Genomic DNA, 24,586 nt, shown 5'->3' on the forward strand with positions numbered 1-24,586 from the left:
CCAGACCCCCCCCCGCGGCCGCCCGCCCCCCGCGCCCCCCCCCCCCTCCCCGGTAACCCCGCGGGCCGCGGTTCGGGGTATGGCCCCCCCCCCCGCGACCAGGGCGGCGCAACAGGGTCGTTTGCCGATAGATTGATAAGCACGAGTCCGGCGGTCGCCGGACGGCCGGACGTGGGTTCGGCGATGGACGTATCGAGGCGGAGGAGAACTGACGATGGCTAACCCGTTCGTCAAGGGGTGGAACTACCTGATGGCGCTGTTCAACTCGAAGATCGACGAGAACGCCGATCCGAAGGTGCAGATCCAGCAGGCGATCGAAGACGCGCAGCGCCAGCACCAGGCGCTCTCGCAGCAGGCCGCGGCCGTCATCGGCAACCAGCGTCAGCTCGAGATGAAGCTGAACCGTCAGCTCGCCGAGGTCGAGAAGCTGTCGGCGAACACCCGTCAGGCCGTGCAGCTCGCCGACCAGGCGACCGCCGCCGGTGACGTCGCCAAGGCCACCGAGTACACCAACGCCGCCGAGGCCTTCGCCGCGCAGCTGGTGACCGCCGAGCAGAGCGTCGAGGACCTGAAGGGGCTGCACGACCAGTCGCTGCAGGCCGCCGGCCAGGCCAAGCGCGCCGTCGAGCAGAACGCCATGCAGCTGCAGCAGAAGCTCGCCGAGCGTACCAAGCTGCTCAGCCAGCTGGAGCAGGCGAAGATGCAGGAGCAGGTCTCCGCGTCGCTCAACCAGATGGGTCAGCTTGCGGCCCCGGGCAACACCCCCAACCTCGACGAGGTCCGCGAGAAGATCGAGCGCCGCTACGCCAACGCCCTCGGCTCCACCGAGCTGGCGCAGAACTCCGTGCAGGGACGCATGATGGAGGTCCAGAACGCCACCGTGCAGATGGCCGGCCATTCGCGGCTCGAGCAGATCCGCGCGTCGATGCAGGCCAGCGGCCAGATCAAGGGTGCCCCCGCGGCCCCGCAGGCGGCCCCCGCCCCGCAGACCCCGCAGCAGGCCCCGAACCCGAACTTCCAGAAGCCCTGAGAACCGACGAGGAACGATGACTGACCAGCGAGGAGGCCGCCACCGCACCGACTTCTCGGCGGTGGCGGCCTCTGCTGGTCGGATGGCCGCCTCCGCGATCAGCGCCGCGTCCACCGCGATGGAGACGGCGGCCCGCGCCGCCGACGAGGCCCGCGACAAGGCCGCCCGTCGCCGGGATCCCAAGGCGGCCCACCAGCGCTCCATCAAGCAGGCCCGCTACACCGTGAACAGCTGGGCCGCGACCACCTCCACCTCGGCCGTGGTGGCCGTCGGCGGCTTCGCCGCGGCCGCGCCCGTCGTGGGCGGCACCGCCACCGCCGTCACCGCGCTCATCGCCGTGCCCGCGGGCTACGCCGTCCGCAAGCTGCGCCGCCTGCGCCGCACTCCGCCGCCGCCCCGCACCTACGCCCGCCGCGCGGTCCCCGCGCGCTCGTCGGCCCTCCACGACCCGGTGCGCGCGCTCGCCGACGCCGAGCAGGAGTTCCTGGCGCTCATGTCGGTGCTCACCCGCTCCGGCGCGCTGCCGCCCGACGCCCTCAGCGAGCTCGACGACGACGCCGAGACCTCCGCCGACGCCATCATCTCCTACGCCGAACAGCTCATCGACCTCGAGCGCGTCGTCGCGGGCGGGGGTGGCTCGGCCGCGTACCTGCGCGAGACCTTCGAGGATGGTCTCGACAGCCTCGACGAGGGCGTCGAGGCCTACCGCGAGATGGTCCGCTCCGCCGCGACGACGGTGGCCGCTGCGCGCCGGTCCCTCGGGTCGCCCGCCCGGTTCGACGAGCTCAGCACCGCGACGCCCCGCCTGCAGGAGACCGCCGAACGGCTGCGCGCCTGGGCCTACGGCATAGCGGCGCTGCCGCCGGTGCCGGATCCCCACACCTGGTGATCCGCTCTCGGGGTTAACCCCCAAATCTCCCTGAAACCGCAGTTCAGAGCGTGACTTCCGTGCTCCGACGGGGGCAGTATGGAAGGCGAAGGACTCAACGAAAATCCCCCGAAAGGTGCACCGCAATGTTCTGGAAGATCCTCGGCGCCATCGTCGCCATCTGGCTCGTACTGATGGTGGCCTCGGCGATCATCAAGTCGCTGTTCCCGCTCGCCATCATCGCGCTGGTGATCATCGGTATCGTCTCGGTGGTCAAGTGGCTGGGCTCGGGGAAGAAGACCCCGACCACGTTCTAGCGAGCCGCCCCGCGCACGCCCCCCGGGCATGCCGCCGGCTCACGAAGGAGTGCGGGTGCGCGTTGCGATCGTCGCGGGATCCGAGGCCGGGCATGCACTGCCCGGCCTCGCCCTTGCGCTCCGCCTGATCCGCGCCGGGCACGAGCCCGTCGTCTTCACCGGACGGCAGTGGGGCGGGGTCGGCGCGCGCTACGGCGTCGACACGCGCGAGCTGCCGGGCCTGGCCGCCCGACCGGGCGACGACGACGGCGACGCCGGATCCAAGATCCACGGCCGCGCCGCCCACATCGCCACGCTGGTCCTCCCCGGCATCGAGGCCTTCCGCGCCGACCTCGTGGTCGCCGACATCCTCACCCCCGGCGGCGGGATGGCCGCGGAGTTGTTGGGTGTGCCCTGGCTGGAGCTCAGCCCGCACCCGCTCTACCTGCCCTCGGCGGGGCTGCCGCCCATCGGTTCCGGGCTGGCCCCCGCGCAGACGCCGCGCGAACTGCTCCGCGACGTCGTCCTCCGCGCGTTCACCGCCCGCGACCTGCGCAACGGTCGCCGTCAGCGCGAGGCCGCCCGCGCGGGCATCGGCCTCCCGTCCCACGACGGCGGGCCCGCCGGCCGGCTCGTCGCCACCATCCCCGCACTGGAGCTGCCCCGGCCCGACTGGCCGGCGCGGACGCACCTCGTCGGGCCCCTCACGCTGGAGCCCACGGACGATCCGTGCCCCGTTCCCGACGGTGCCGGTCCGCTCGTCATGGTGGCCCCGTCGACCGCGGCGACGGGGGAGCAGAACCTCGCCGAGGTCGCCGTCGACGGCCTCCGCGGCGCCGGCGTGCGCCTCGCGGTGAGCGGGCTGAACCCGCCCGCCTTCGACGAGCCGTGGGTCGCCAGCGGCTTCGGCCGCCAGGACGACCTGGTCGCGCGGGCCGACGCCGTGGTCTGCGGCAGCGGGCACGGCATGCTCACCAAGGCGCTCACCGCAGGCAAGCCGGTCGTCGTCGTCCCCGGCGGCGGCGACCAATGGGAACTCGCCAACCGCGTAGCGCGGCAGGGGAGCGGCGTCCTCGTGCGGCCTGCGACCGCTGAGGCGATCCGCGACGGCGTGCGCCGAGTCCTCGACGACCCGTCGTTCGCCCGGGCCGCCCGCGCCGCCGCCGACGGTGCGCACCGCGTCGCAGACCCCGTGCTCGTGTGCGAGGCGTATCGGTAACCTGGTGCGGTGCGCCTGACTGACTTCCGCGAACTGCTCTACGCCGAGTTCGGCGCCCTCCGCGGCGACACTCTGATGCGGGACCACCGGCTCAGCGCCTTCGGCGCGACCGGCGATCAGGCCATCGAATCCGGCGTGGACCCGAAGGACGTCTGGCGCGAGCTCTGTTCCGAGTTCGACGTCCCCCGGTCCCGCTGGTAGCCGACCTCGCGTCGGGCGCGTGCCCTCCGCCCCGACCCCGACGTCCCCCGGTCCCGCTGGTAGCTACTCCTGGGGCGTCGGGCCCGGCGTCCACAGCCCGGAACGCGTGACCTCGGTCCGGCCCAGCTGCGCCGCCGGCGCATCGACGTAGGGCACGTACCGCTCCAGCGCGCCCCACTCCCGGCCCCAGTCGTGGTTCAGGTACGTCGGCACCGTCTGCGCCTTGGCGAGCAGCAGCGCCCAGCCCAGCGGCCCGCCGGCGTCGCCGCCCTGCCACGTGGTGGTCGCCGCGGCCGCGAGATCGCGCTCGGGCAGGATCCGCCACCGCGGCTGCTCCGCGACGCCGCCGTTCTCGCGCCACTGGCGCTGGCAGGGGAAGCCGATGCCGGCGCCCCAGTCGACCAGCGTAGGGTCGTCGGCCAACAGTTCCTGCAGCGTCTCCAGCTTCGGAGCGCGCGGGGGCGTGTACGCCACCCAGGTGCTCTCCGACGGTGCCGTGATGCTCGCGCGCACGCGCACGGCGGTCGCGCCCGCGGGCACCGTCTCCGCGGGGACGCGGAGGTTGCGCCACGCGGGGAGCGGGCCGATGTCGATCGGTGTCACGGCCCCGTTCGGGGTGATCGTGTCGGTCCCGGAGCCGAATTCGAGCTGCAGGTCGCCGGGGTTGAACCGGCCGGCGACGCTGATCGTCAGCAGCCGGTCGATCCCGCCGGCGGGCAGCGCGTACCAACTGGAGACGGCTCGGGCCGAGTGCTGCGGCCCGGTCTGGCGGCTGCCGACCACAGGCACGCGCGCAGGGTCGAGCCCGAAGGGTAGCGCCGCCGTGGAGCCGTTGACGCCGGGCGCGTCGAGCGTGCCGCCGCCGGTGCCGCCCGTGTTCGACGGGGTGTTGTCGGCGTCGCCGGTGCGCACGAGGTCCGCGGCGCCCCGCGACGACGAGGACAGGCTGCCGGCGATGCCGTTCGGGGTGAAGTTGGTGTTGAGCTCCCCGACGAGCGGATCGGGGGCGTTGCCGATGGGAGTGAGCACGCCCGCGGTGGCGTCGCGCTCGACGAGCACCTCGTCGGCCATGCCGCACGGGTTGCCGGCGAGCGAGCGCAGGTTCTGCTGCCCGTAGGAGTAGGCCGGTCGCTGGATCATGATCGACGCGACGTTGGTGGCGCCGATCATCGCGATGATCAGCGTCGCGACCAGCGTGATCGGCGTCGCGAATCCCGGCAGGCGTCCGCCGACCTCGGGGACGCGCGGCGTCCAACCGGTGACGTGCACGACGAGCGCCGCGAGCAGCAGCACGACGGTGGCCGCGCCGAAGACGTTCGCGATCTTGATCCCGGCGACGGCCGGCTCGGCGCCGCCCCAGGGGATGCCGAAGTTGCCCGGGTAGAACCAGCCGTTGGTCGTCTCGAAGGCCAGCGTCGCGCAGCCCGCGACGGCCGCGAGGGCGAGGAGCCGGAACTGGGGGCGCCGGATGGTACGCGGCCCGACCGCGACCACGGCGATCGCCGCGACCATTGCGCCCAGCGTGGCGAACGCGCCGAAGTGATGGGTCCACTTGGTGGGGTTGAAGGCCATGACCAGCAGCGAGACGCCGATGGCGGCCACGACGCGGCGCGCCGGCCCGGTCGCGATGCCGGGGATGCGTCGCCGCCACAGCAGCAGCGCGACGACGATCGCCGAGCCGAGGAACAGCGCGAGCATGGCGAACCGTCGGGCGACGGAACCGTTGGGGTTCTGCTGGAACAGGGCCTCGTACCGGATGATCTCGCGGTGCCAGGGCTCGCTCGGCCCGACGTCGCCGAGCAGCTTGGTGGACTGCAGCATCTCGACGAGGCCGTGGTCGGCGAAGACGAGGAAGAGCACCGACGCGCCGGCCGCGCCCAGCGTCAGCAGCGTCGCCGCGTAGCCGTTCGCCTTCACGTGCGCCACGACGGCCCGCCACAGGGGCGCCGCAGCGACGAGGAAGACGACGAACGCGAAGCTGCCCGTCGGGGCTGCGGAGAGGGTCAGGCCGGCCACGACCAGGCCGAGGCCCGCGGGGGCGAGGCGGCGGGTCGCGACGGAGCGCTCCACCAGGCACCAGGTGACGACGGTGCCGACCGCGACGATCGGCTCCGGACGCAGGCCGGGGTTGTAGGTGAGCCAGAACAGGGTGAACACGGCCGCCATCGCCCACAGCGCCCGCGAGTAGTCCCGCGGTGCGCGCCGCTTGCTCAGCCCGAGGCGCGGCAGCACCTCGCGGGAGAGCAGGAACCACGCCAGGATCCCCGACAGCAGCGCGGGCAGGCGCAGCCACGGGCTCGAGACGCTGAGATCCGCCATCCACGAGACCACGTAGAAGGGCATGCCGAAGGGCGCGTAGGGCGCGTCGTAGTACCGGAAGACCTCGGGCATGTAGCCCGAGTGCGGCGCGGCCTTGATCATCCCGAGGATGTAGCCGTCGTCGGACGTCGGCGCCCCGACGATGTGCCAGACCAGCAGGCTGCCGATCACGGCGACGTCGGCGAGGCGCACGTGCAGCCAACTGCGGGGGAGCAGCCGGCCCCGGCGCCGGCCGTCGGCGCGGTCGAGCAGCGCCAGCGCGAGCAGTGAGAGGAGCACGCAGGCCACGCCGACGAGGATCGCGGTGCCCTTGAGCACCGACGGGGAGGAGGTGTACCGCGAGTCGACGTCGATGGTCATCTTCGGCGTCGGGCCCTGCAGGTCCGCCGGCAGGTCGGAGAACACGCCCACCACCTGGGGCCGGAGATCGCCGCGGACGTCGCCCTGACCGGAGATGCCCGTGGCCGCGGCGAAGGCGTGATCGGCGTCGATCGCGATCCGCAGCTCGCCGCACCGCGCCAGGTCGGCGCGCGGCACGTGGTGCACCAGAGCGCCCCGTGAGCGGACCGTCAGCGCCTCGCCGTCGACGGTGACGTACAGCCCGGCCGTGCGCGCCCGGTCCCCGGCGGGCGGGGGCGTCGTGGCCGCGAGCACCGTCTGCCGGTCCGACGGTGCCGCCGCCGCGACCGCGCAGGGGATCGTCGCGTCCACCTCGAGCGGCTTGTACATCGTGAGCGGCGCGGTGACCGGCGCGAGTGATCCGGACTGCGGCCAGTCGATCGTGACGGCGGTCTGCTTGATCGGCAGCAGCGGCGTCGCGATCGCGAGCACCAGGCCGATCAGGCCGGCCACGACGGCGGCGATCCGGGCGATTCGGAGGTTCACGATCAATCAGGGTATCGGCCCGCAGCGGCGGGTCCGGTCGGCGCGCGGCGAGTCGCCCGAGACGGGTGTGAAATAGGTCGTCTCAGCAGTTATGCTGTGACCACCGACACAGCCCACGCCCGGTTCCGCCACCCCTGGAACAGGGCGTATTGAGAGAAAGCACGGTGGTTTCAGTGACCCTTGACGCCAATTCGCCGATCGAGAAGGTTCCCAGTGGCACGGATGCCACGCAGGCGGGCCGGCACGACGCCGACCCCCGGGGCGGGCAGTCCGCCGCGGTCGAGTCCTTCTCCCTGGACGATCGGTACACGCGCGAAGAGGGCACGATCTACCTCACGGGCATTCAGGCCCTGGTCCGCATGGTGCGCGACCGGGCGCGGCTCGATCGCCGCCAGAACCTCAAGACGGGCTCGTTCATCTCCGGCTACGAGGGCTCGCCGCTCGCGGGCTACGACCTGGAGATCGCCAAGCGCACGAAGTACCTCAAGGACTTCGACATCGTCCACCGCCCCGGCCTCAACGAGGAACTGGCCGCCACGTCGGTCATGGGCTCGCAGATCGCCGCGCAGGTCGGGCACCTCGACCGCGGCCTCGACGGCGTGACCGGCTACTGGTACGGCAAGGCCCCGGGCCTCGACCGCGCGACCGATGCGCTGCGGCACGCCAACATCATCGGCACCCACGCGGCGGGCGGCGCAGTCGCCCTCGTCGGTGACGACCCGGGCGCCAAGAGCTCGACGGTGCCGTGCGCCTCCGAAATGGCGCTGGCCGACCTGTACATGCCGATCCTGTACCCGGCCGATTCGCAGGACATCCTGGACCTGGGCGTGCACGCGGCGATCATGTCGCGCGTGTCCGGCCTGTGGACGTCGCTGAAGATCTCCGCGCACGTCGCGGACGGCTCCTCGACCGCCGACGTGCACCCGGACCGGATCCTGCCCGTCTACGGCGATCTCGGCACCAGCCCGCACGTCCCGTCGGGCCTGCTGCTCGGCGCGAAGCTGATGGAGCTCGAGCAGAACCAGCTGACGGTGCGCATGCCGCGCGCCACCGAGTACGCGCGGATCAACCGGCTCAACCGGATCACGGTGCGCTCCAGCGACGACCGGATCGGTATCGTCTGCGCCGGCAAGACCTACCTCGACGTGCGCGAGTCGCTGCGGCTGATCGGCATCGAGGACGACGAGCTCAACCGGCTCGGCATCCGCATCCTCAAGATGGGCATGGTCTACCCGTTCGAGCGGCAGATCATGCACGAGTTCATCGACGGCCTCGACGAGGTGATCGTGGTCGAGGAGAAGCGCGACTTCCTCGAGACCATGATGCGCGACATCCTGTTCCGCCACCCGGGTGCGCCGAACATCGTCGGCAAGACCAACGAGGACGGCTCCACCCTGTTCTCCCGCTTCGGCGAGCTGGACGTGGACTCGGTCTCCCGCGGCCTCGCCTCGCGCCTGGCGCGCGTGCACCAGGTGCCCGCCGCCAAGGACTGGCTGGACCGGAAGGCGCAGGTGCGCACCCGCATCGAGCTGCCGCTGGCGCAGCGCAGCCCGTACTTCTGCTCGGGCTGCCCGCACAACACCTCCACCAAGGTCGCCGACGACACGCTGGTCGGCGCCGGCATCGGCTGCCACGCGATGGTGCTCCTCATGGACCCGCAGCAGGTGGGCGACGTGACGGGCGTCAGCCAGATGGGCGGCGAGGGCGCGCAGTGGGTCGGCATGGCCCCCTTCGTCACCGAGAAGCACTTCGTGCAGAACATCGGCGACGGCACGTTCATGCACTCGGGCTCGCTGGCCCTGCGCCAGTCCGTGGCCTCGGGGGAGCGCATCACCTACAAGCTGCTGTTCAACGGCACCGTCGCGATGACGGGCGGCCAGGACCCGGTCGGCGAGATGACGCTGCCGCAGATCTGCACGCTGCTGCTCGCCGAGCGCGTCACCAAGGTCGTCGTCACGTCCGACGATCCCAAGCGCACCAAGGCCCTCGGCCTGCCGAAGGGCGTCGAGGTCCGCGACCGCGCCGACACCCTGGACATCCAGCGCGAGCTGGCCGAGGTCCCGGGCTGCACCGTCCTGGTGCACGATCAGCACTGCGCCGCGGAGAAGCGGCGCAAGCGCAAGCGCGGCAAGTACCCGGTGCCGAACCAGCGCGTCGTGATCAACGAGCGGATCTGTGAGGGCTGCGGCGACTGCGGCCAGAAGAGCAACTGCCTCTCGGTGCACCCGGTCGAGACCGAGTTCGGCCGCAAGACGCGGATCGACCAGAGCTCGTGCAACCTCGACTTCTCCTGCCTCAAGGGCGATTGCCCGTCGTTCGTGACGGTCACGCCGGGCGCGCAGGGCAAGGTGCGCAAGTCGGTGCCCGAGATCACCGCAGAGTCGATCCCGCAGCCCAAGAAGGCGCGCCGCGAGGCCGACGGCATGGCCATCCGCGTCACCGGCATCGGCGGCACGGGCGTCGTCACCGTCTCCGCGATCCTCGCGACCGCCACGGTGCTCGACGGCCACTCCGCGCGCACCGTCGACATGACGGGCATGGCGCAGAAGGGCGGCGCCGTGGTCTCGGACATCAAGGTCTCGGCGACGTACGTGGACCAGGCGGCGAAGGTCGCCTCCGGCGACTGCGACGTGTACCTCTCGTGCGACAGCCTCGTCGGCGTGGATCCGCAGAACCTCAAGGTGGCCTCGCCGGAGCGCACCACGTCGATCGTCTCGACCACCCAGGTGCCCACAGGGCAGATGGTGATCGACACCTCGGTCGGCTACCCCGACGCGGGCACCATCCATCAGGAGATCGACCGGGCGTCGCTGCGCACCGTCTACCTCGATCCGGGTGCGCTGACGCTGGAGCTGTTCGGCGACGAGCAGTACGCGAACATGTTCATGGTCGGTGCCGCGTTCCAGACCGGAGCGCTGCCGATCAGCTCGGCGTCGATCGAGCGGGCCATCGAGCTCAACGGCGTGGCCGTGGAGAAGAACCTGCAGGCCTTCCGTCGTGGCCGCCAGTCGGTCTCGGACCCGGCCGGCGTCAAGGCCGCGATCGACGCCCTGCATCCCGTGCCCGCGCCGGCCCCGGTCAGCGCGTTCGCCAAGGGCCTCGTCGCCGCCCTCGACGGTGGCTCCGAGGAGCTGCTCCGCCAGGTGGGGCTGCGGGTCGACGAGCTCGTCGCCTACCAGGACAAGGCCTACGCCGAGCGCTACGTCGACGACGTGGTGCGCGTCTTCCGCGCCGAGAAGGGCTGGGGCTCGGAGGATCTGACCGCGGCCGTCGCGCACAACCTGCACAAGCTGATGGCGTACAAGGACGAGTACGAGGTGGCGCGCCTCTCGCAGGACGCCGGCTTCGCGGCACAGGTCGCCGACGAGTTCGGCGCCGACGCCAAGAAGGCGATCCGCCTGCACCCGCCGACACTGCGTGAGATGGGCCTGAAGAACAAGCTCGCGCTGGGCGAGTGGGTGAACCCGGGCATGAAGACGCTGGCGAAGATGAAGCGCCTGCGCGGCACCAAGCTCGACGTCTTCGGCATGACCGAGATGCGGCGCATGGAGCGCACCCTCATCGCGGAGTACCGCGCGCTGGTGGGCCTCATGATCGCCGCCGCCGAGGGCGGTCGCGTCGCGGACGAGCAGCGTGACCAGGTCGTCGCCCTCGCCGAGCTGCCGGACATGGTCCGCGGTTACGAGTCGATCAAGACCGACAACGTGGAGAAGTACCGCGCCGCCGTCCAGGCGCAGCTGGAGACGCTGGGCTGGTAGCTCCCGCTCTCCCGTGTTCGACGGTGACCGTCCCTCCGATCCGGAGGGGCGGTCGCCGTCGTCTCCAGGCCTGGATCACGGGTGCATGCGTGCGCCCTTGAGGATGCGGTCGACGGCGTTCTTGGGGCCGTGCACACCGATGCCGACGAGGTCGAGGTCGTCGCTGCCGACCGCCTGCACCGCGGCGCGGTTGTCTCGGTCGTTGCCGGTCGAGAAGAGCTCCCGGGTGAAGACGGAGACGGTCAGGCCCCGTCCCAGCGCCCGCCGGTGAGCGGCGCGGAGCGTCTCGCCGGCGCCCTCGAAGACGAGGACGGGCTGGCGGAACATCGGCAGGTAGGCGACGCCGTCGGCATCGGCGTAGGGCTCGCCGACGACCTCGGGGACGGTGGCGGCGATCCCGCTGACGAGGAACGCGGTGGTGTTGAGGCGCTGCCACCCGGCCAGGTCGTCCCGGAGCAGCACCGCGATCTTGGTGTCGAATCGAATCGTCTCGGTCATGCCTCCAGCGTCGCCGCCGCCCGGGCGGCGGGTCTTGTACATACTTGATGGATGTCCGCGGAGTCGACCGTCGCCTGGCGTCCGGACGTCGAGGGGATCGCCGAGGTGTTCCGGGCGCACTTCGAGGAGCACGCCTACCCGATGCACACGCACGACGTGTGGACGCTGCTCACCGTCGACCGCGGCCGCATCGGGTACGAATTGGGTGGGGAGCGGTGCGATTCGACGACGCGGTCGGTGACGTTGTTGCCGCCGCACGTCGCCCACGACGGGCACAGCCTGACGGCGGGCGGCTTCGACAAGCGGGTGATCTATCTGGAGTCACGGATGCTCACCGGGGTCGGCCGCGCGGTCGGCAGGCCGACACTGCTCGACGGTCCGCTCCGCCGCCGCGTCGACCGCCTCAACGGCGCGCTCACGGCTCCGGGTGAAGAGTTCGAAGCGGCGAGCCGGCTCGCCCTGATCCTCGAACGCCTCCAATGGCACCTGGACGGGAATCCGCAGCCGCCGGAGATGCCGCGGAATCGGTCGGTCGCGCACGCCTTCCGGGACCTGCTCGACGGTCGTGTCCGCGAGGGGATGACCCTCGAGGAGGCGGGGCGCAGGCTGTACGTGGACCCGACGCACCTGGTCAGGGAGTTCTCCCGCGAGTTCGGGCTCCCTCCGCACCGGTACCTCATCGGCAGGCGGGTCGAGCTGGCGCGCGGGATGCTGCTCGCCGGGGGAACACCCGCCGAGGTCTCGGTGGAGGCGGGCTTCCACGATCAGTCGCACCTCAACCGTCACTTCAAGTCGATGGTCGGGACCACTCCCGGTCGCTACGCGCGGAGCGGCGGAACCGCAGCTCGGAGGTGATCGGACCGGGGGCCTCGGCCACCCGATCGGCGCGGCGCGGCGTGTCGCGCGTTCGATGCTTGCTTCGAACGCAGGTTCGCCTATAGTCGACGGTGTTCGACGTGAAAGTGAGCCGGCGAGAGCGCGCCCGATGCGGATGCGAAAACTTGTCAGAGGGTCCCTCTAGCGTCCGTAGCAACAGTAGAACCCAGCGCCGGCGGCTCTTCCCAGTCCCGGCCCGAAGGACGGAGAGTCCCATGGCACCTGCGGCACCGGATCGCGATAAGGCCCTCGAGCTGGCCCTCGCACAGATCGACAAGAACTACGGCAAGGGCTCGGTCATGCGCCTCGGAGACGAGGTGCGTCAGCCCATCGCGGTGATCCCCACCGGCTCCATCGCGCTGGACGTCGCGCTCGGCATCGGCGGCCTGCCGCGCGGCCGTGTCATCGAGATCTACGGCCCGGAGTCCTCGGGTAAGACCACGGTGGCGCTGCACGCGGTCGCGGAGGCGCAGGCCAACGGCGGCATCGCCGCCTTCATCGACGCGGAGCACGCGCTCGATCCCGACTACGCCGCGAAGCTCGGCGTCGATACCGATGCCCTGCTCGTCTCGCAGCCGGACACCGGTGAGCAGGCGCTCGAGATCGCGGACATGCTGATCCGCTCCGGCGCGCTCGACATCATCGTGATCGACTCGGTGGCCGCGCTGGTCCCCAAGGCCGAGATCGAGGGCGAGATGGGCGACAGCCACGTCGGCCTGCAGGCCCGCCTCATGAGCCAGGCGCTCCGCAAGATGACGGGCGCCCTGAACAACTCCGGCACCACCGCCATCTTCATCAACCAGCTGCGCGAGAAGATCGGCGTCATGTTCGGCTCGCCCGAGACCACCACGGGCGGTAAGGCGCTGAAGTTCTACTCGTCGGTGCGACTCGACGTGCGCCGGATCGAGACCCTCAAGGACGGCACCGACGCCGTGGGCAACCGAACCCGCGTCAAGGTCGTCAAGAACAAGGTCTCGCCGCCCTTCAAGCAGGCCGAGTTCGACATCATCTACGGCCAGGGCATCAGCCGCGAGGGCTCCATCATCGACATGGGCGTCAACGAGGGCTTCATCCGCAAGTCGGGCTCCTGGTACACCTACGACGGTGACCAGCTGGGCCAGGGCAAGGAGAACGCCCGCAAGTTCCTGGTCGAGAACCCGGACGTCCGCGACGAGATCGAGAAGCGGATCAAGGAGAAGCTCGGCGTGGGCGCCGATGTCACTGCCGACGCCGACGAGATCGCTCCCGCGCCCGTCGACTTCTAGGCCGCGATGTCGGACTACGCCGACGACGAGGTCGTCTCGCGAGGTCGGCGCCGTGGGCGCCGCCCGCGGGGCGGCGATGACCCGGCCGCCGGCGAACCGCAGCAGAAGGAGCAGGACCCGGCGCAGCGAGAGGCGCTGGCCCGGGACCTGATCTACCGTGCCCTCGCGATGCGCGATCACTCGCGGTCCGAACTGCGGAACAAGCTCGCGCGCCGCGGCTTCGACGAGGAACTCACCGAGCGGATGCTCGACAAGTTCGTCGACGCCGGCCTCATCGACGACGCCGCGTTCGCGCAGCGCTGGGTCCAGTCCCGGCACCAGTTCTCCGGCCGAGGACGCCGCGCCCTGGCTCAGGAACTGCGGACGAAGGGCGTCGGCGAGGAGGAGGCGTCGGCCGCGCTCGACACCGTCAGCCGCGAGGACGAGCGGGAGCGCGCCGCGGAGCTGGTGGAGCGCAAGCTCGCCCGCGTCGAGGTCCCGGAGGATCGGATCGATCGGGACAAGCTGGTGCAGCGCCTCGTCGGCATGCTCGGCCGCCGCGGCTATCATCCGTCGCTGGCGCTGTCGGTCGTTCTCGACGCGGTCCGCGAGAAGGCCGACGCCGCACACGAGTAGCCGCGAGGCAGCAGAGGCACGCCGCCAGCGCCGCCCGCGCGGAGGCGCGTCGAAAAGACCAGGGGAGTGGATCCCCAGCGAAGTGGAGCCCCCGGAGAACACTCCGGGGGCTTCGCTGTGCGCGCACCCCGCACCCGCACCCCACGCCCCGCGCCCCCACGCTCGGGCACTATCCAGGGAGCGCGCCACCGGGTATCGTGCTCGGCATGACTGCCGGAACGGCCTCGGGCCACGCACAGACGGGTGATCCGGCGGACGGTTGACGGCGCGGTCTCCGCCGTTCGGAATCGATCAACGCAGCACCCCGATTCCGAACCCCCGAAGGAGATCCCCTTTGCCCGCACGTTTCAACCACACCATCATCTTCGCCACGAACAGTGACGAATCCGCGGCGTTCTACCGCGACTACCTCGAGGCCCGCCCCGCCGAGTCCTGGGGGCCGTTCACCAACCTCGAGATCGAGGACGGCGTCCTGCTGCAGATCGCGGCGCCGCCGATCGAGATCCAGCCGCAGCACTACGCCTTCCTCGTCGACGACGAGCACTTCGACCGCGCCCACGCGCTTCTCGTCGACCGCGGAATGGATTTCGCCGCCGACCCGTTCTGGAAGGAGCCCGACCGGATCAATCACGGGCACGGCGGCCGCGGCGTCTACGTCCGCGATCCGGCGGGGCACGGCATCGAACTGCTCACCAGCCCGTACCTGTGACGGTCAGCGGGCCGCACACGGTGCGCTCGTCGCGGTGAGGAAGCCGAGGTCCCCGATGCCGGGTACCAACCGGTCGCTGCCGCCGTCCCGTTCGACGGTCCGACCGGCCTCCTCGTCGCCGACGGCCCGCCGCAGCGAGCGCTCCCACTCGCCGGATTCGAGCATCTGCCGCAGCGCGGCGTTGACCGCATCGCGGGCGGCGTCGTCGCCGTGGGCCAGACCGATGCCGTACCGCTCCACGGAGAAGGGGGCGCCCGCGGAGCGGAGCCGGCCGTCGACACAGGTGTCCTTCGGCAACACCATGTCGACGAGGCGGAAGGCGTCCGGACGCTGCGCGGCGAAGCCGGCGAGGATCACCTCGTCGGTGGTCACCGCGTCGACGGCGCGGCGCGCCAACGCGTCCGCGCACGCCGAATAGGTGTCGTACTCCAGGAGCCGCACACCGGGGAGCAGGGCGGCCACGGTGCGCGCCGACGTCGAGCCCGTCACCGAGCACAGCGTCCGGTCGCGCCCGAGATCGGAGACGGTGCCGACGGCCGCCTCGTCCCTCCGCACCAGCAGGCCCTGCCGGGTCGTGAGGTACGGCCCGGCGAAGGTCACCGCGGAGGCGCGGGCGGTGTCGATCGAGTACGACGCGACGATCGCGTCCACCTCGCCGTTGTCGATCAGCTGCTCGCGCTGCGAGGTCGGGCTCTCACGCCAGGAGATCCGCGGTTCGGCCTTCCCCCGGGCCGCGGCCACCGTCCGCACCACGTACCGGGCGACGTCGATGTCGAAGCCCGAGTACTCCCCGTCGTCGCCGCGCAGCCCGAGTCCGGGCTGGTCGGCCTTGACGCCGAGGAGGACGGCACCGTCGTCGATGGACCGCAGCAGGCTCCGCGGCGACGGCCCCGAACACCCGCAGAGCGCGGCCATGAGCACCGTGATCAGTGCCAGGGCCGCGCTCGCGCGGGGTCTGGAGGGCACGGCGGTCAGTCGCCGTAGTCCTGCCGTAGATCCTTGTGCTTCGGGTCCGGGTGGGTGGTCTCCATGACCTCCTTGGACATGAGCCCGGGCTCGGGGAGCGGCGCTATCGGAGTGTCGAGGATCATCTTCTTCTTGCGGCCCTCGCGGAGGTTCTTCTCGATGTTCGATGCGAGCGCCGAGAGGCCGAAGTTGATGAGGATCATGATGATCGCCACCATGATCAGCGACGGGATGACGTTGCCCCACTCGTTGCCGGCCTGGATGCCGGACTTCACCACCTCGATGTAGCCGATCTGGTAGCCGAGGGCACTGTCCTTGAGCGCGATGACCATCTGCGAGATCAGCGCGGGCAGCATCGCGGCCACGGCCTGCGGCAGCAGGATCAGCCGCATGGTCTGCGACTTCCGCAGCCCGAGCGCCTTGGCCGCCTCGAACTGGCCGCTCGGCAGGGAGTTGATGCCCGACCGCAGGATCTCCGCGATCACCGAGCCGTTGTACAGGGTGAGGCCGAACACCACCGCGAAGAACGCGATGTAGTCCGACGTGAACACCTTGTAGACGCCGAAGACGATGTACAGGAAGTAGATCAGGATCAGCACCGGGATGGCGCGGAAGAACTCGACGATGGCGCCCGTCGCCCAGCGCACCGACCGGTGATCCGAGAGCCGGCCGATGCCGAGGAACGCGCCCATGATCATCGCGAGGATGATCGAGGCGAGCGCGGCCTTGAACGTGCCCCACAGGCCCGGGAGGATGTACGTCCCCCAGTAGTTCGTGTCGACGAACGGCTCGAGCTTCTCCCGATCGAACTGGCCGTTCGCGGCGAACGCCGTGATGACCCAGGCGAACAGGCCCACCACCACGACGATGAAGGCCACCGCGATGATGTTGTTGCGCACGCGAGCCTTCGGGCCCGGCGCGTCGTAGAGAACGGTCGATGTTGCCTTGGCGCTCATCGCTTCACCGCCAGTCGCTTGGCGAAGTAGCCGAAGACGGCTCCCTCGGAGAGTGTGATCACCATGAACGCCGCCGCGAAGATGACGAAGATCAGGATCAGCTGATCACTGTGCAGTTCGAGCTGTTCCTTCATCAGCAGCGCGGCCTCGCCGACACCGATGATCGAGGCGATCGTGGTGTTCTTCGTGAGCGCGATCAGCACGCTGCCCATCGGGGCGATCACCGCGCGGCCGGCCTGCGGCAGCACGATCAGCCGGAACACCTGGATGAAGTTGAGGCCCAGCGAGCGCGCCGCCTCGGCCTGCCCCAGCGGGACGGTGTTGAAGCCGGATCGCAGTGTCTCGCACACGAACGTCGCCGTGTAGACGACGAAGCCGATGACGGCGAGCCAGAAGTTGTTGTTCTCGGTGAAGTCCGCGTCGTTCGGCACCAGCGCGAGCGCCATGTTCTGGTACAGGCCGAGCGAGAGGAACAGGATGATGAGCGTCAGCGGCGTGTTCCGGACGATGTTGACGTACCAGGTGCCGAACACCCGCATCGCGGGGACGGGCGATACCCGCATGCCCGCCAGGATCGTGCCCCAGATGGTGGCGCCGATCGCCGACCAGAAGGTCAGCTTGATCGTCACCCAGAACGCCGGCCACAGCTGTGGCCCGAGGTCTTCCCACATGTTCAGACACCTGCCTTCGTGCATTGCGCCTGCGGATCGGCCTTCGGCAGCGTCATCGTCTGGCCGTTCACCGTCACCTTCACGTTGCCGTCCTTGTCGGGAAGCAGCCACGACTGATCGCCGGGAACGGCGACGAGGACAGACTTGGGCTTACCGCCGTCGACGGGGCGCCCCTGGTCGATCATGGTGTTCGCGTACTCGCCGAGGTTCTTCCGGAGCGCCTGGAACAAGGCGTTGTCGGGGTTGGCGTAGGCGAGACCCGTGAAGCTCGAGACGACCGCCGCGGGGACCACGCAGGACGGGGCCGACGGAACGGCCTCCGCGTCGTACGTCGCGGTGCCCTGTTCGCCGAGGATCATCTGGCGCAGCGCCTTGTTGACCTCGCGGAGCGCGTCGCCGTCACCCTTGCGGAGGCCGATGCCGTACCGCTCGGTGGAGAACTGATCGCCCTTCTTCTTCTCGGTCTTGGTGCCGGTGCTGCTCGTGAGGGTCACGTCCTTCGGGTAGGTCATCGGAACGATGTCGAACTCGCCCGGGTACTTGGCCTGGAAGCCGGCGAGGATCGTCGCGTCCGTCGTGAGCGCGTCCAGCACGCCGCGCCGGACTCCCTCGACGCACGAGGCGTAGCCGTCGTACTGCTGCAGCTGGACGTTCGGCAGGGCCGCCTTGACGTTGATCGCCGAGGTCGAGCCCGACACCGAGCACAGCTTGCGGCCGGAGTTGAGGTCCTCGAGGCTCTTGATCGGGTCGGCGGTCTTCTTGCTGACCAGGAGGGCCTGGTAGGTCGTCAGGTACGGGCCCGCGAAGTCGACCTTCTTCGTGCGGGCGGCGCTGATCGAGTACGTGGCGGCGATCATGTCGACCTCGCCGTTCTCGATCATCCGCTCACGCAGGGGAGACGGGGTCTCCTTCCAGGTGATCTTCGGCTCGGCCCAGCCGTTGTTCTTGGCGACCTGCTTGATGACGAACTCGGACACGTCCACATCGGATCCGCTGTGCGACTTGTCCGGGTTGCGGTTCGCCAGGCCGGGCTGGTCGTACTTGGTGCCGAGGACGACGTCGCCGCTCTTGATGGAGGCGAGGAGGCTACGGGGGGTGTCCGTGCCGCACGCCGAGAGGACGGGAACGGCGACGAGGGCGGCGGCGACGGCCGCGATCGCGCCTCGCCACCGACGGGGTCGGGTGCTCTGCGGGGATGTCATCAGTGCCCCAGGATCTTGCCGAGGAAGTCCTTCGCGCGGTCGGACTTCGGTGCGGTGAAGAAGGACTCGGGCTCGGTGTCCTCGACGATCTGGCCGTCCGCGAGGAACAGGATCCGGTCGGCGGCCTTGCGTGCGAAGCCCATCTCGTGGGTCACGCACACCATCGTCATGCCCTCCTTGGCGAGGCCCACCATCACGTCGAGGACCTCGTTGACCATCTCCGGGTCGAGCGCCGAGGTCGGTTCGTCGAACAGCATCACCTTGGGGCCCATCGCGAGCGCCCGGGCGATCGCGACGCGCTGCTGCTGGCCGCCCGAGAGCTGCGCGGGGTACTTGTCCTTCTGCGCGACGATGCCCACCCGGTCCAGGAGTTCCAGGGCGCGCTTCTCGGCGTCGGCCTTGTTCTGCTTGCGGACCTTCATCGGGCCGAGCGTCACGTTGTCGAGGATCGTCTTGTGCGCGAACAGATTGAACGACTGGAAGACCATGCCGACCTCGGCGCGCAGGTTCGCCAGGCCCTTGCCCTCCGACGGCAGCACGGCACCGTCGATCTTGATGGTGCCCGAGTCGATCGGCTCGAGCCGGTTGATCGTGCGGCACAGCGTGGACTTACCCGAGCCCGACGGGCCCAGCATCACCACGACCTGTCCCTTCGGCACGGTGAGGTTGATGTCCTTGAGCACGTGGAGGGCGCCGAAGTGTTTGTCGACGGACTCGATCTCGATCATAGGGACCGCGCCGGTGGGCCCGTTCGCTGCGGGAGTAGTCATGGACTCGACCCTATGATTGATCAGGTTTCGTCCGAGTAAAGTCCGCAGTATTGGTGCCGCGAATTTCCGACAGTGCGCCTCCGTGACCGTTCGACGCGCTCGGACCGGGCGATTTGCACTCGCCGGATACCCTGGTGAGGTGATCGAATCAGCCTCCACCAGCACCACCGGCGCCCGGACGTATCAGGTCAGAACGTACGGCTGCCAGATGAACGTGCACGATTCCGAGCGGCTCTCGGGCCTGCTCGAGGACGCCGGCTACGTGCGTGCGGACGGCGGCGAGCAGGCGGACCTCGTGGTCTTCAACACCTGCGCGGTCCGGGAGAACGCCGACAACAAGCTGTACGGCAATCTCAGCCACCTCGCGCCGATCAAGCGGGAGCGGCCCGGCATGCAGATCGCCGTCGGCGGGTGCCTCGCCCAGAAGGACCGCGGCACCGTCGTCAAGAAGGCCCCGTGGGTCGACGTGGTCTTCGGCACCCACAACATCGGCTCCCTGCCCACCCTGCTCGAGCGTGCCCGGCACAACGAGAAGGCCGAGGTCGAGATCAAGGAGGCGCTGGACGCCTTCCCGTCGACGCTGCCCGCCCGCCGCGAGAGCGCCTACGCCGGGTGGGTCTCCATCTCGGTCGGCTGCAACAACACCTGCACCTTCTGCATCGTGCCGAGCCTGCGCGGCAAGGAGGTCGACCGCCGCCCCGGCGACATCCTCGCCGAGGTCCAGGCCCTCGTCGACCAGGGCGTCTCCGAGGTCACGCTGCTCGGCCAGAACGTCAACGCCTACGGCGTGAACTTCGCCGATCCCGAGCTGCCGCGCGACCGGGGCGCGTTCGCCGACCTGCTGCGCGCCTGCGGCCGCATCGAGGGCCTCGAGCGGGTGCGGTTCACCAGCCCGCATCCCGCCGAGTTCACCGACGACGTCATCGACGCCATGGCGGAAACCCCGAACATCTGCCCCCAGCTGCACATGCCCCTGCAGTCCGGCTCGGACCGCGTGCTCAAGGAGATGCGCCGCAGCTACCGCAGCACGAAGTTCCTCGGCATCCTCGATCGCGTCCGCGAGAGGATCCCGCACGCCGCGATCACCACGGACATCATCGTCGGCTTCCCGGGGGAGACCGAGGAGGACTTCCAGGGCACCCTCGACGTGGTCGAGAAGGCCCGCTTCAGCTCCGCCTTCACCTTCCAGTACTCGATCCGCCCCGGCACCCCGGCCGCCGACCTGCCCGACCAGCTGCCGAAGAAGGTCGTGCAGGAGCGCTACGACCGGCTCATCGCCCTGCAAGAGCGGATCACGCTCGAGGAGAACCGGAAGCAGGTCGGCCGGCGCGTCGAGCTGCTGGTCGCTCTCGGCGAGGGCCGCAAGGACGCCGAGACCAAGCGCATGTCCGGCCGCGCCCGCGACGGCCGGCTCGTGCACTTCGCCGGCGACGAGGGCATCCGGCCCGGCGACGTCGTCGAGGTCGAGATCACGGGTGCCGCGCCGCACCACCTCGTCGCGGACGGCGGCGTGCTCAGCCACCGCCGCACCCGCGCGGGCGACAACGTGGAGGCCTCCATCACCCCCGTCACGGCGCCCGTCGGGGTGGGTCTCGGGCTGCCGCCGGTCGGCCGCCCGGCGCCCGCCGCCGCACCCGCGTCGACGGGGTGCTCGACCTGCTGATCGCCTCTACGACGACCTGTAGGAGACAACGCTCGGTGCGGGGTGGACAATGGAGGCCATGAACGCCGACAGCGAGAACCCCCGGAGCGCCGAAGAGCTGGAGAGCCTGCGCTCGCAGGTCGAGTCCGTCGAGCGCAAGCTCGCCGGCGAGTTCCAGGTCAGCCCGCGGATCCTGGTGGCCGCGATCGCCGTCGTCGTGGTGATCGGCTCGCTCGCGCTCCCGCACACCGGATCGGTGACGGGCATCGAGATCATCACCGGCGACCCGCACATCGAGGGCAGCTCGCTGGTGATCGTCTCGAAGATCTTCGTCTGGCTCGAGGTGCTGTTCGGCGTCTTCGCCTCGGGCGCCGCCCTGCTGACCCGCCGCTGGGTGCTGTCCGTGATCGCGGGCGCCGGCTGCGGCGTCGCGATCGTCTTCGGCCTGCTGTCGGTGTGGTCGCGGCAGACCACCGGCCTGCACGGCGAGCCGCCCACGGGCGCCGGGATCGGCCTCTACCTGGGCTGGCTCGCGATGATCGTGCTCGCGATCGTCTGGATCAAGACCATCTGGGCCCGCACGCCGTTCCAGCTCGCTGCCGAGCAGGAGCGCCGCGACGCCGCCTCCCAGTGGGACGAGTTCGCCCGGTCCAACCGCATCGGCCAGCAGCCGCCGCGCCCGCAGCGCCCCACCGACCAGTCCTAGCAGCACCGAAACGACGACCGCCCGGCGAGAATCTCGCCGGGCGGTCGTCGTCGTTCGGGCTTCAGCGGTCTTCGATCGCGCCTTCGGCGGCGTCGGCCCACTCGCGCCACTGCTGCGCCTGCTCGCGCAGCCGCACCGCGTCCTTGGTCTTGCCGGCGTTCTCCGCCTTCTCGGCCTGCTCCTCGAACTGCGCGACGCGGTCCCGGAACTGCGCGGCGCGGGCCGCGGCCTCGGGGTCGGTGCGGCGCCACTGGGTGTCGTCCGCGGCCTTGATCTTCTTCTCGAGTGCGCGGATCCCGGCCTCGAGGGAGCCCATCTGCTCGCGGGGGACCTTGCCGATCGCCTCCCACTTGTCCTGCAGCTCGCGCAGCGCGGCCTTCTGCGCGGGGAGGCTCTGGGCGGACTCGATGCGCGGGGTGTACTCGTCGAGCAGCGCCTGCTTGGCCTTGCCGTTCTCGGAGAACTCGGCGTCCCGCTCGTCGGCGGCGGCGTTGCGCGCCGAGAAGAACTCGTCCTGGATGCCCTTGAACCGGGCCCACAGCGCGTCGTCGGTGTCGCGCGGCGCGCGGCCGGCCGCCTTCCACTTCGCGAGCAGGTCGCGGAACTTCGCGGAGGTCTCGCCCCACGAGGTGTCGTTCTTGAGCTTCTCGGCCTCGGCGATCAGCTCCTCCTTGCGCGCCTTCGCGCCGGCGCGCTCGCGGTCGAGCTCGGCGAAGTGCGCGCCGCGCCGCTTGTTGAAGGCGTCACGGGCCTTGGAGTAGCGCTTCCACAGCGCGTCGTCGGTCTTGCGGTCGACGCCCTTGATCGTCTTCCACTCGTCGAGCAGGGTGCGCATCCGGTCGCCGGCGGTCTTCCACTGGGTGGCCTCGGCGGCGATCTGCTCGGCCTCCGCGGCGAGCGTCTCCTTGCGCGCGATGCCCTCGGACCGGCTCTTCTCGCGGTCCGCCTGCGCGGTGACGATCGCGGTGTCCGCGCCCGTGAGCAGCGTGCCGACGCGGGCGGCCAGGCCGTCGAGATCGCCGACGACCGCCGCCGTGGGCAGCGAGTCCGCGACCTGCTGGGCCGCGGTGCGGATCTTCTTCGGGTCGCCGGTGCCGCTGGCCAGGCGCTCCTCGAGCACCTCGACCTCGGTGGCGAGCTCGTCGTACTTGCGGCCGAAGTGCGCGAGGCCTTCCGCGGACTCCCCGGCCTGCCACGAGCCGACGGCGCGCTCGCCGCCGGAGGTCACGACGTAGACGGTGCCGTCCTCGTCGACCCGGCCGTGCTTCGTCGGATCGGACGCCGGGCGGGTGCGCGGCGCGGCCTGCGCGGCGGCGGGGGCGTGCGGGCGCGGACCGCCGGGGCGGGGGCCGGGATGCGGCTTGGGGCCGGGCCGGGCGCCCGGGGTCGGCTTGGGAGCGGCGTTCTCGATCGGAGTGGTCTCGGCGATCGGGTCGTTCTCGGCCACGGGGTTCCCCTTCGTCTGCGCCGCGCGTCACGGCTGCCGGTCGTCATGGACCCGCACTGCGCGCGGGCCCGGATCCATTGAAGCACTCCGCGGGCGCCCTGGCGCGATCGATTAGCGTTCTTCTCGTGCACCCGTCCCCGCGCGACCACCGGCCCGTGGCCGTCATCCCCGGCGCTCCGCTACTCGTTCCCGAGCTGGTGGGCGCCCCCGGCGACCCGGATGCCGACCGGCTGCGCGGCGCCGCGCTCACCGCCGGGGCGTGGCTCGGCGCCCGCGCCAGCACCTGGCGTGTCGTCGCGTCCGCGCCCGTGACCAGGGGTGACGAGGCCTCTGCGGGGACGTTCGCCGGGTTCGGCGCCGACGTCATCGTCACGACGGGGCCCGGCGCACCGTCGAACGACCTGCCGCCCAGCCCCACGTGGCCGCTGCCGCTGCTCCTCGCTGCCTGGCTCCGGGGGAGCGCGGCGCCGTCGGCCCGGATCGTCGACGACGCCGACGCGGAGGGCGTGCTCTTCGTGCTCGACGGACCGAACACCCTGACCGCCCGCGCGCCGGGCGGCCACCGTCCGGAGGACGAGGCGGTCTTCGAGGCCCAGGTCGACGCGATCCGTGCGGGCGGCCCCGTCGACGGGCTCGACGACGGCTGGCGCGCCGCGGCCGAGGCCTGTGCGGGCGGCCCCGTCGACGTGCTCTACCGCGACGCCCCGTTCGGCGTCGGCTACCTCGTCGCCACCGGCGGCGCTGCGTGACGGTGCCCCGGCCGATCGCCGTCGTCGGCCCCACCGCGACCGGGAAGTCGGACCTCGCGCTCGACCTCGCCGAACGGCTGGACGGCGAGATCATCAACATCGACGCCATGCAGATGTACCTGGGCATGGACATCGGCACGGCGAAGCTGCCCGTCGAGGAGCGGCGCGGGATCCCGCACCATCAGCTCGACGTGCTGGAGGTGACCGAGACCGCCACCGTCGCCGCGTACCAGGAGCGGGCCCGCGCCGACGCCGAGGCGCTGCTCGCCGCGGGCCGCACCCCGGTCATCGTCGGCGGCTCGATGATGTACTTCCAGGCCCTGCTCGACGAGTGGAGCTTCCCCGCGACCGACCCCCACGTGCGGCGGCGGTTCGAGGACCGCCTCGCCGAGGTCGGGCCCCTCGCCCTGCACCGCGAGCTGGCCGCGCTCGACCCCGCCGCGGGCGCGAAGATCCTCACCACCGACGGCCGCCGGATCGTCCGTGCCCTCGAGGTCGTGACCATCACCGGCGAGCCCTTCGCCGCGTCCGCGCCCGAGATCGGCCCGGCCCGCTGGGACACGGCGATCGTCGCCCTCGACCGCGACACGGAGGAACTCGACGCCCGGATCGACCTGCGCACCCGGCGCATGTTCGACGGCGGTCTCGTCGACGAGGTCCGTGCCCTCGAGGAGCGGGGCCTGCGGGAGGGCGTCACCGCGGCCCGCGCGATCGGCTACGCCCAGGTGCTCGCCGCGCTCGACGGCGAGTACGACCTCGAGCAGGCGCGCGAACTGACCTTCATCGGCACGCGGCGGTACGTCCGCCGGCAGCGGTCGTGGTTCCGGCGCGATCCCCGCGTCGTCTGGCTGGACGCCGCGGCGCCGGACCTGCTCGGCGCCGCGCTCGCCGCGCACGCCGCCCCGCCGTGGCGGCCATGACGCGCCCGTAGACTGGTT

Annotated in this window: 22 protein-coding genes; 14 read left to right on the top strand and 8 right to left on the bottom strand. The window is 71.0% G+C overall.

The window, feature by feature from the left end; translation table 11 throughout:
* The first annotated feature begins 214 nt into the window (after positions 1-214).
* The 5 genes from ACLQ3K_RS17335 (at position 215) to ACLQ3K_RS17355 (ending at position 3,614) form a co-directional block, all read left to right on the top strand.
* Complete coding sequence (locus ACLQ3K_RS17335; RefSeq protein ID WP_336670491.1) at positions 215-1,030, top strand: PspA/IM30 family protein; 816 nt, start codon at positions 215-217, stop codon at positions 1,028-1,030.
* A gap of 16 nt (positions 1,031-1,046) precedes the next feature.
* Positions 1,047-1,919: a phage shock envelope stress response protein PspM gene (gene pspM / locus ACLQ3K_RS17340; protein ID WP_426000913.1), complete on the top strand. Its 873-nt coding sequence runs from the start codon at positions 1,047-1,049 to the stop codon at positions 1,917-1,919.
* Positions 1,920-2,044: 125 nt separating this feature from the next.
* Entirely contained in the window at positions 2,045-2,215 is a 171-nt protein-coding gene (locus tag ACLQ3K_RS17345; protein WP_224651663.1) for a hypothetical protein, read from the top strand.
* Positions 2,216-2,270: 55 nt separating this feature from the next.
* Positions 2,271-3,413 (top strand): glycosyltransferase, encoded by a 1,143-nt coding sequence (locus tag ACLQ3K_RS17350; RefSeq protein ID WP_426000914.1) that lies wholly within the window; start codon positions 2,271-2,273, stop codon positions 3,411-3,413.
* Positions 3,414-3,422: 9 nt separating this feature from the next.
* The gene (locus tag ACLQ3K_RS17355) at positions 3,423-3,614 is read left to right on the top strand and encodes a DUF3046 domain-containing protein (protein ID WP_224651659.1); all 192 of its coding nucleotides are present in this window, start codon (positions 3,423-3,425) and stop codon (positions 3,612-3,614) included.
* Positions 3,615-3,677: 63 nt separating this feature from the next.
* On the opposite strand, the gene ACLQ3K_RS17360 is transcribed toward ACLQ3K_RS17355, so the two are convergent.
* Positions 3,678-6,818 (bottom strand): arabinosyltransferase domain-containing protein, encoded by a 3,141-nt coding sequence (locus ACLQ3K_RS17360; protein WP_426000915.1) that lies wholly within the window; start codon positions 6,816-6,818, stop codon positions 3,678-3,680.
* A gap of 173 nt (positions 6,819-6,991) precedes the next feature.
* Between ACLQ3K_RS17360 and ACLQ3K_RS17365 the strand changes: the two genes are divergently transcribed.
* Complete coding sequence (locus ACLQ3K_RS17365) at positions 6,992-10,576, top strand: indolepyruvate ferredoxin oxidoreductase family protein (RefSeq protein ID WP_426000916.1); 3,585 nt, start codon at positions 6,992-6,994, stop codon at positions 10,574-10,576.
* A 75-nt stretch (positions 10,577-10,651) separates the two neighbouring features.
* Here ACLQ3K_RS17365 and ACLQ3K_RS17370 read toward each other — a convergent pair whose 3' ends face one another.
* Entirely contained in the window at positions 10,652-11,074 is a 423-nt protein-coding gene (locus ACLQ3K_RS17370) for a DUF2000 domain-containing protein (RefSeq protein ID WP_224651653.1), read from the bottom strand.
* Positions 11,075-11,125: 51 nt separating this feature from the next.
* Between ACLQ3K_RS17370 and ACLQ3K_RS17375 the strand changes: the two genes are divergently transcribed.
* From ACLQ3K_RS17375 to ACLQ3K_RS17390, 4 genes are all read left to right on the top strand, one after another.
* Positions 11,126-11,929, top strand: a complete 804-nt coding sequence (locus ACLQ3K_RS17375; protein WP_426000917.1) for a helix-turn-helix domain-containing protein — start codon at positions 11,126-11,128, stop codon at positions 11,927-11,929.
* 236 nt (positions 11,930-12,165) lie between these two features.
* Positions 12,166-13,215 carry a recombinase RecA gene (gene recA, locus ACLQ3K_RS17380; RefSeq protein ID WP_224651649.1) on the top strand — a complete coding sequence of 350 codons (1,050 nt, stop codon included), beginning with the start codon at positions 12,166-12,168 and terminating at the stop codon, positions 13,213-13,215.
* 6 nt (positions 13,216-13,221) lie between these two features.
* On the top strand, positions 13,222-13,830 hold the full coding sequence (locus tag ACLQ3K_RS17385) for a regulatory protein RecX (RefSeq protein WP_224651647.1): 609 nt from the start codon (positions 13,222-13,224) through the stop codon (positions 13,828-13,830).
* A gap of 334 nt (positions 13,831-14,164) precedes the next feature.
* A complete protein-coding gene (locus tag ACLQ3K_RS17390) occupies positions 14,165-14,539 on the top strand; it encodes a VOC family protein (RefSeq protein WP_426000918.1) in 375 nt (124 codons plus the stop codon).
* A gap of 3 nt (positions 14,540-14,542) precedes the next feature.
* On the opposite strand, the gene ACLQ3K_RS17395 is transcribed toward ACLQ3K_RS17390, so the two are convergent.
* Genes ACLQ3K_RS17395 through gluA form a run of 5 tightly spaced genes read right to left on the bottom strand, consistent with a single transcriptional unit; the run spans position 14,543 to position 19,062 of the window.
* Complete coding sequence (locus ACLQ3K_RS17395; protein WP_426000919.1) at positions 14,543-15,505, bottom strand: glutamate ABC transporter substrate-binding protein; 963 nt, start codon at positions 15,503-15,505, stop codon at positions 14,543-14,545.
* A 5-nt stretch (positions 15,506-15,510) separates the two neighbouring features.
* Positions 15,511-16,461 carry an amino acid ABC transporter permease gene (locus ACLQ3K_RS17400; protein WP_426000920.1) on the bottom strand — a complete coding sequence of 317 codons (951 nt, stop codon included), beginning with the start codon at positions 16,459-16,461 and terminating at the stop codon, positions 15,511-15,513.
* Positions 16,458-17,132, bottom strand: coding sequence for an amino acid ABC transporter permease (locus ACLQ3K_RS17405; protein ID WP_426000921.1), 675 nt, complete (start codon positions 17,130-17,132; stop codon positions 16,458-16,460). Before ACLQ3K_RS17405 ends, ACLQ3K_RS17400 begins: the two co-directional genes overlap by 4 nt.
* Before the next feature lie 2 nt (positions 17,133-17,134).
* Entirely contained in the window at positions 17,135-18,334 is a 1,200-nt protein-coding gene (locus ACLQ3K_RS17410) for a transporter substrate-binding domain-containing protein (protein ID WP_426000922.1), read from the bottom strand.
* The gene (gene gluA / locus ACLQ3K_RS17415) at positions 18,334-19,062 is read right to left on the bottom strand and encodes a glutamate ABC transporter ATP-binding protein GluA (protein WP_224651669.1); all 729 of its coding nucleotides are present in this window, start codon (positions 19,060-19,062) and stop codon (positions 18,334-18,336) included. The genes ACLQ3K_RS17410 and gluA overlap by 1 nt, the downstream gene beginning before the upstream one ends.
* 184 nt (positions 19,063-19,246) lie before the next feature.
* Between gluA and miaB the strand changes: the two genes are divergently transcribed.
* Entirely contained in the window at positions 19,247-20,767 is a 1,521-nt protein-coding gene (miaB, locus tag ACLQ3K_RS17420) for a tRNA (N6-isopentenyl adenosine(37)-C2)-methylthiotransferase MiaB (RefSeq protein ID WP_426001046.1), read from the top strand.
* A gap of 58 nt (positions 20,768-20,825) precedes the next feature.
* Positions 20,826-21,452, top strand: coding sequence for an Rv2732c family membrane protein (locus ACLQ3K_RS17425; protein ID WP_224651635.1), 627 nt, complete (start codon positions 20,826-20,828; stop codon positions 21,450-21,452).
* Positions 21,453-21,513: 61 nt separating this feature from the next.
* On the opposite strand, the gene ACLQ3K_RS17430 is transcribed toward ACLQ3K_RS17425, so the two are convergent.
* On the bottom strand, positions 21,514-22,899 hold the full coding sequence (locus tag ACLQ3K_RS17430) for a DUF349 domain-containing protein (protein ID WP_426000923.1): 1,386 nt from the start codon (positions 22,897-22,899) through the stop codon (positions 21,514-21,516).
* Positions 22,900-23,024: 125 nt separating this feature from the next.
* Between ACLQ3K_RS17430 and ACLQ3K_RS17435 the strand changes: the two genes are divergently transcribed.
* Together ACLQ3K_RS17435 and miaA are read left to right on the top strand one after the other, a co-directional pair.
* Complete coding sequence (locus ACLQ3K_RS17435) at positions 23,025-23,648, top strand: hypothetical protein (protein ID WP_426000924.1); 624 nt, start codon at positions 23,025-23,027, stop codon at positions 23,646-23,648.
* Complete coding sequence (miaA, locus tag ACLQ3K_RS17440; protein ID WP_426000925.1) at positions 23,645-24,568, top strand: tRNA (adenosine(37)-N6)-dimethylallyltransferase MiaA; 924 nt, start codon at positions 23,645-23,647, stop codon at positions 24,566-24,568. Before ACLQ3K_RS17435 ends, miaA begins: the two co-directional genes overlap by 4 nt.
* Positions 24,569-24,586 lie beyond the last annotated feature (18 nt).

The sequence above is a fragment of the Tsukamurella sp. DT100 genome (assembly GCF_049844855.1).
GTDB lineage: Bacteria > Actinomycetota > Actinomycetes > Mycobacteriales > Mycobacteriaceae > Tsukamurella.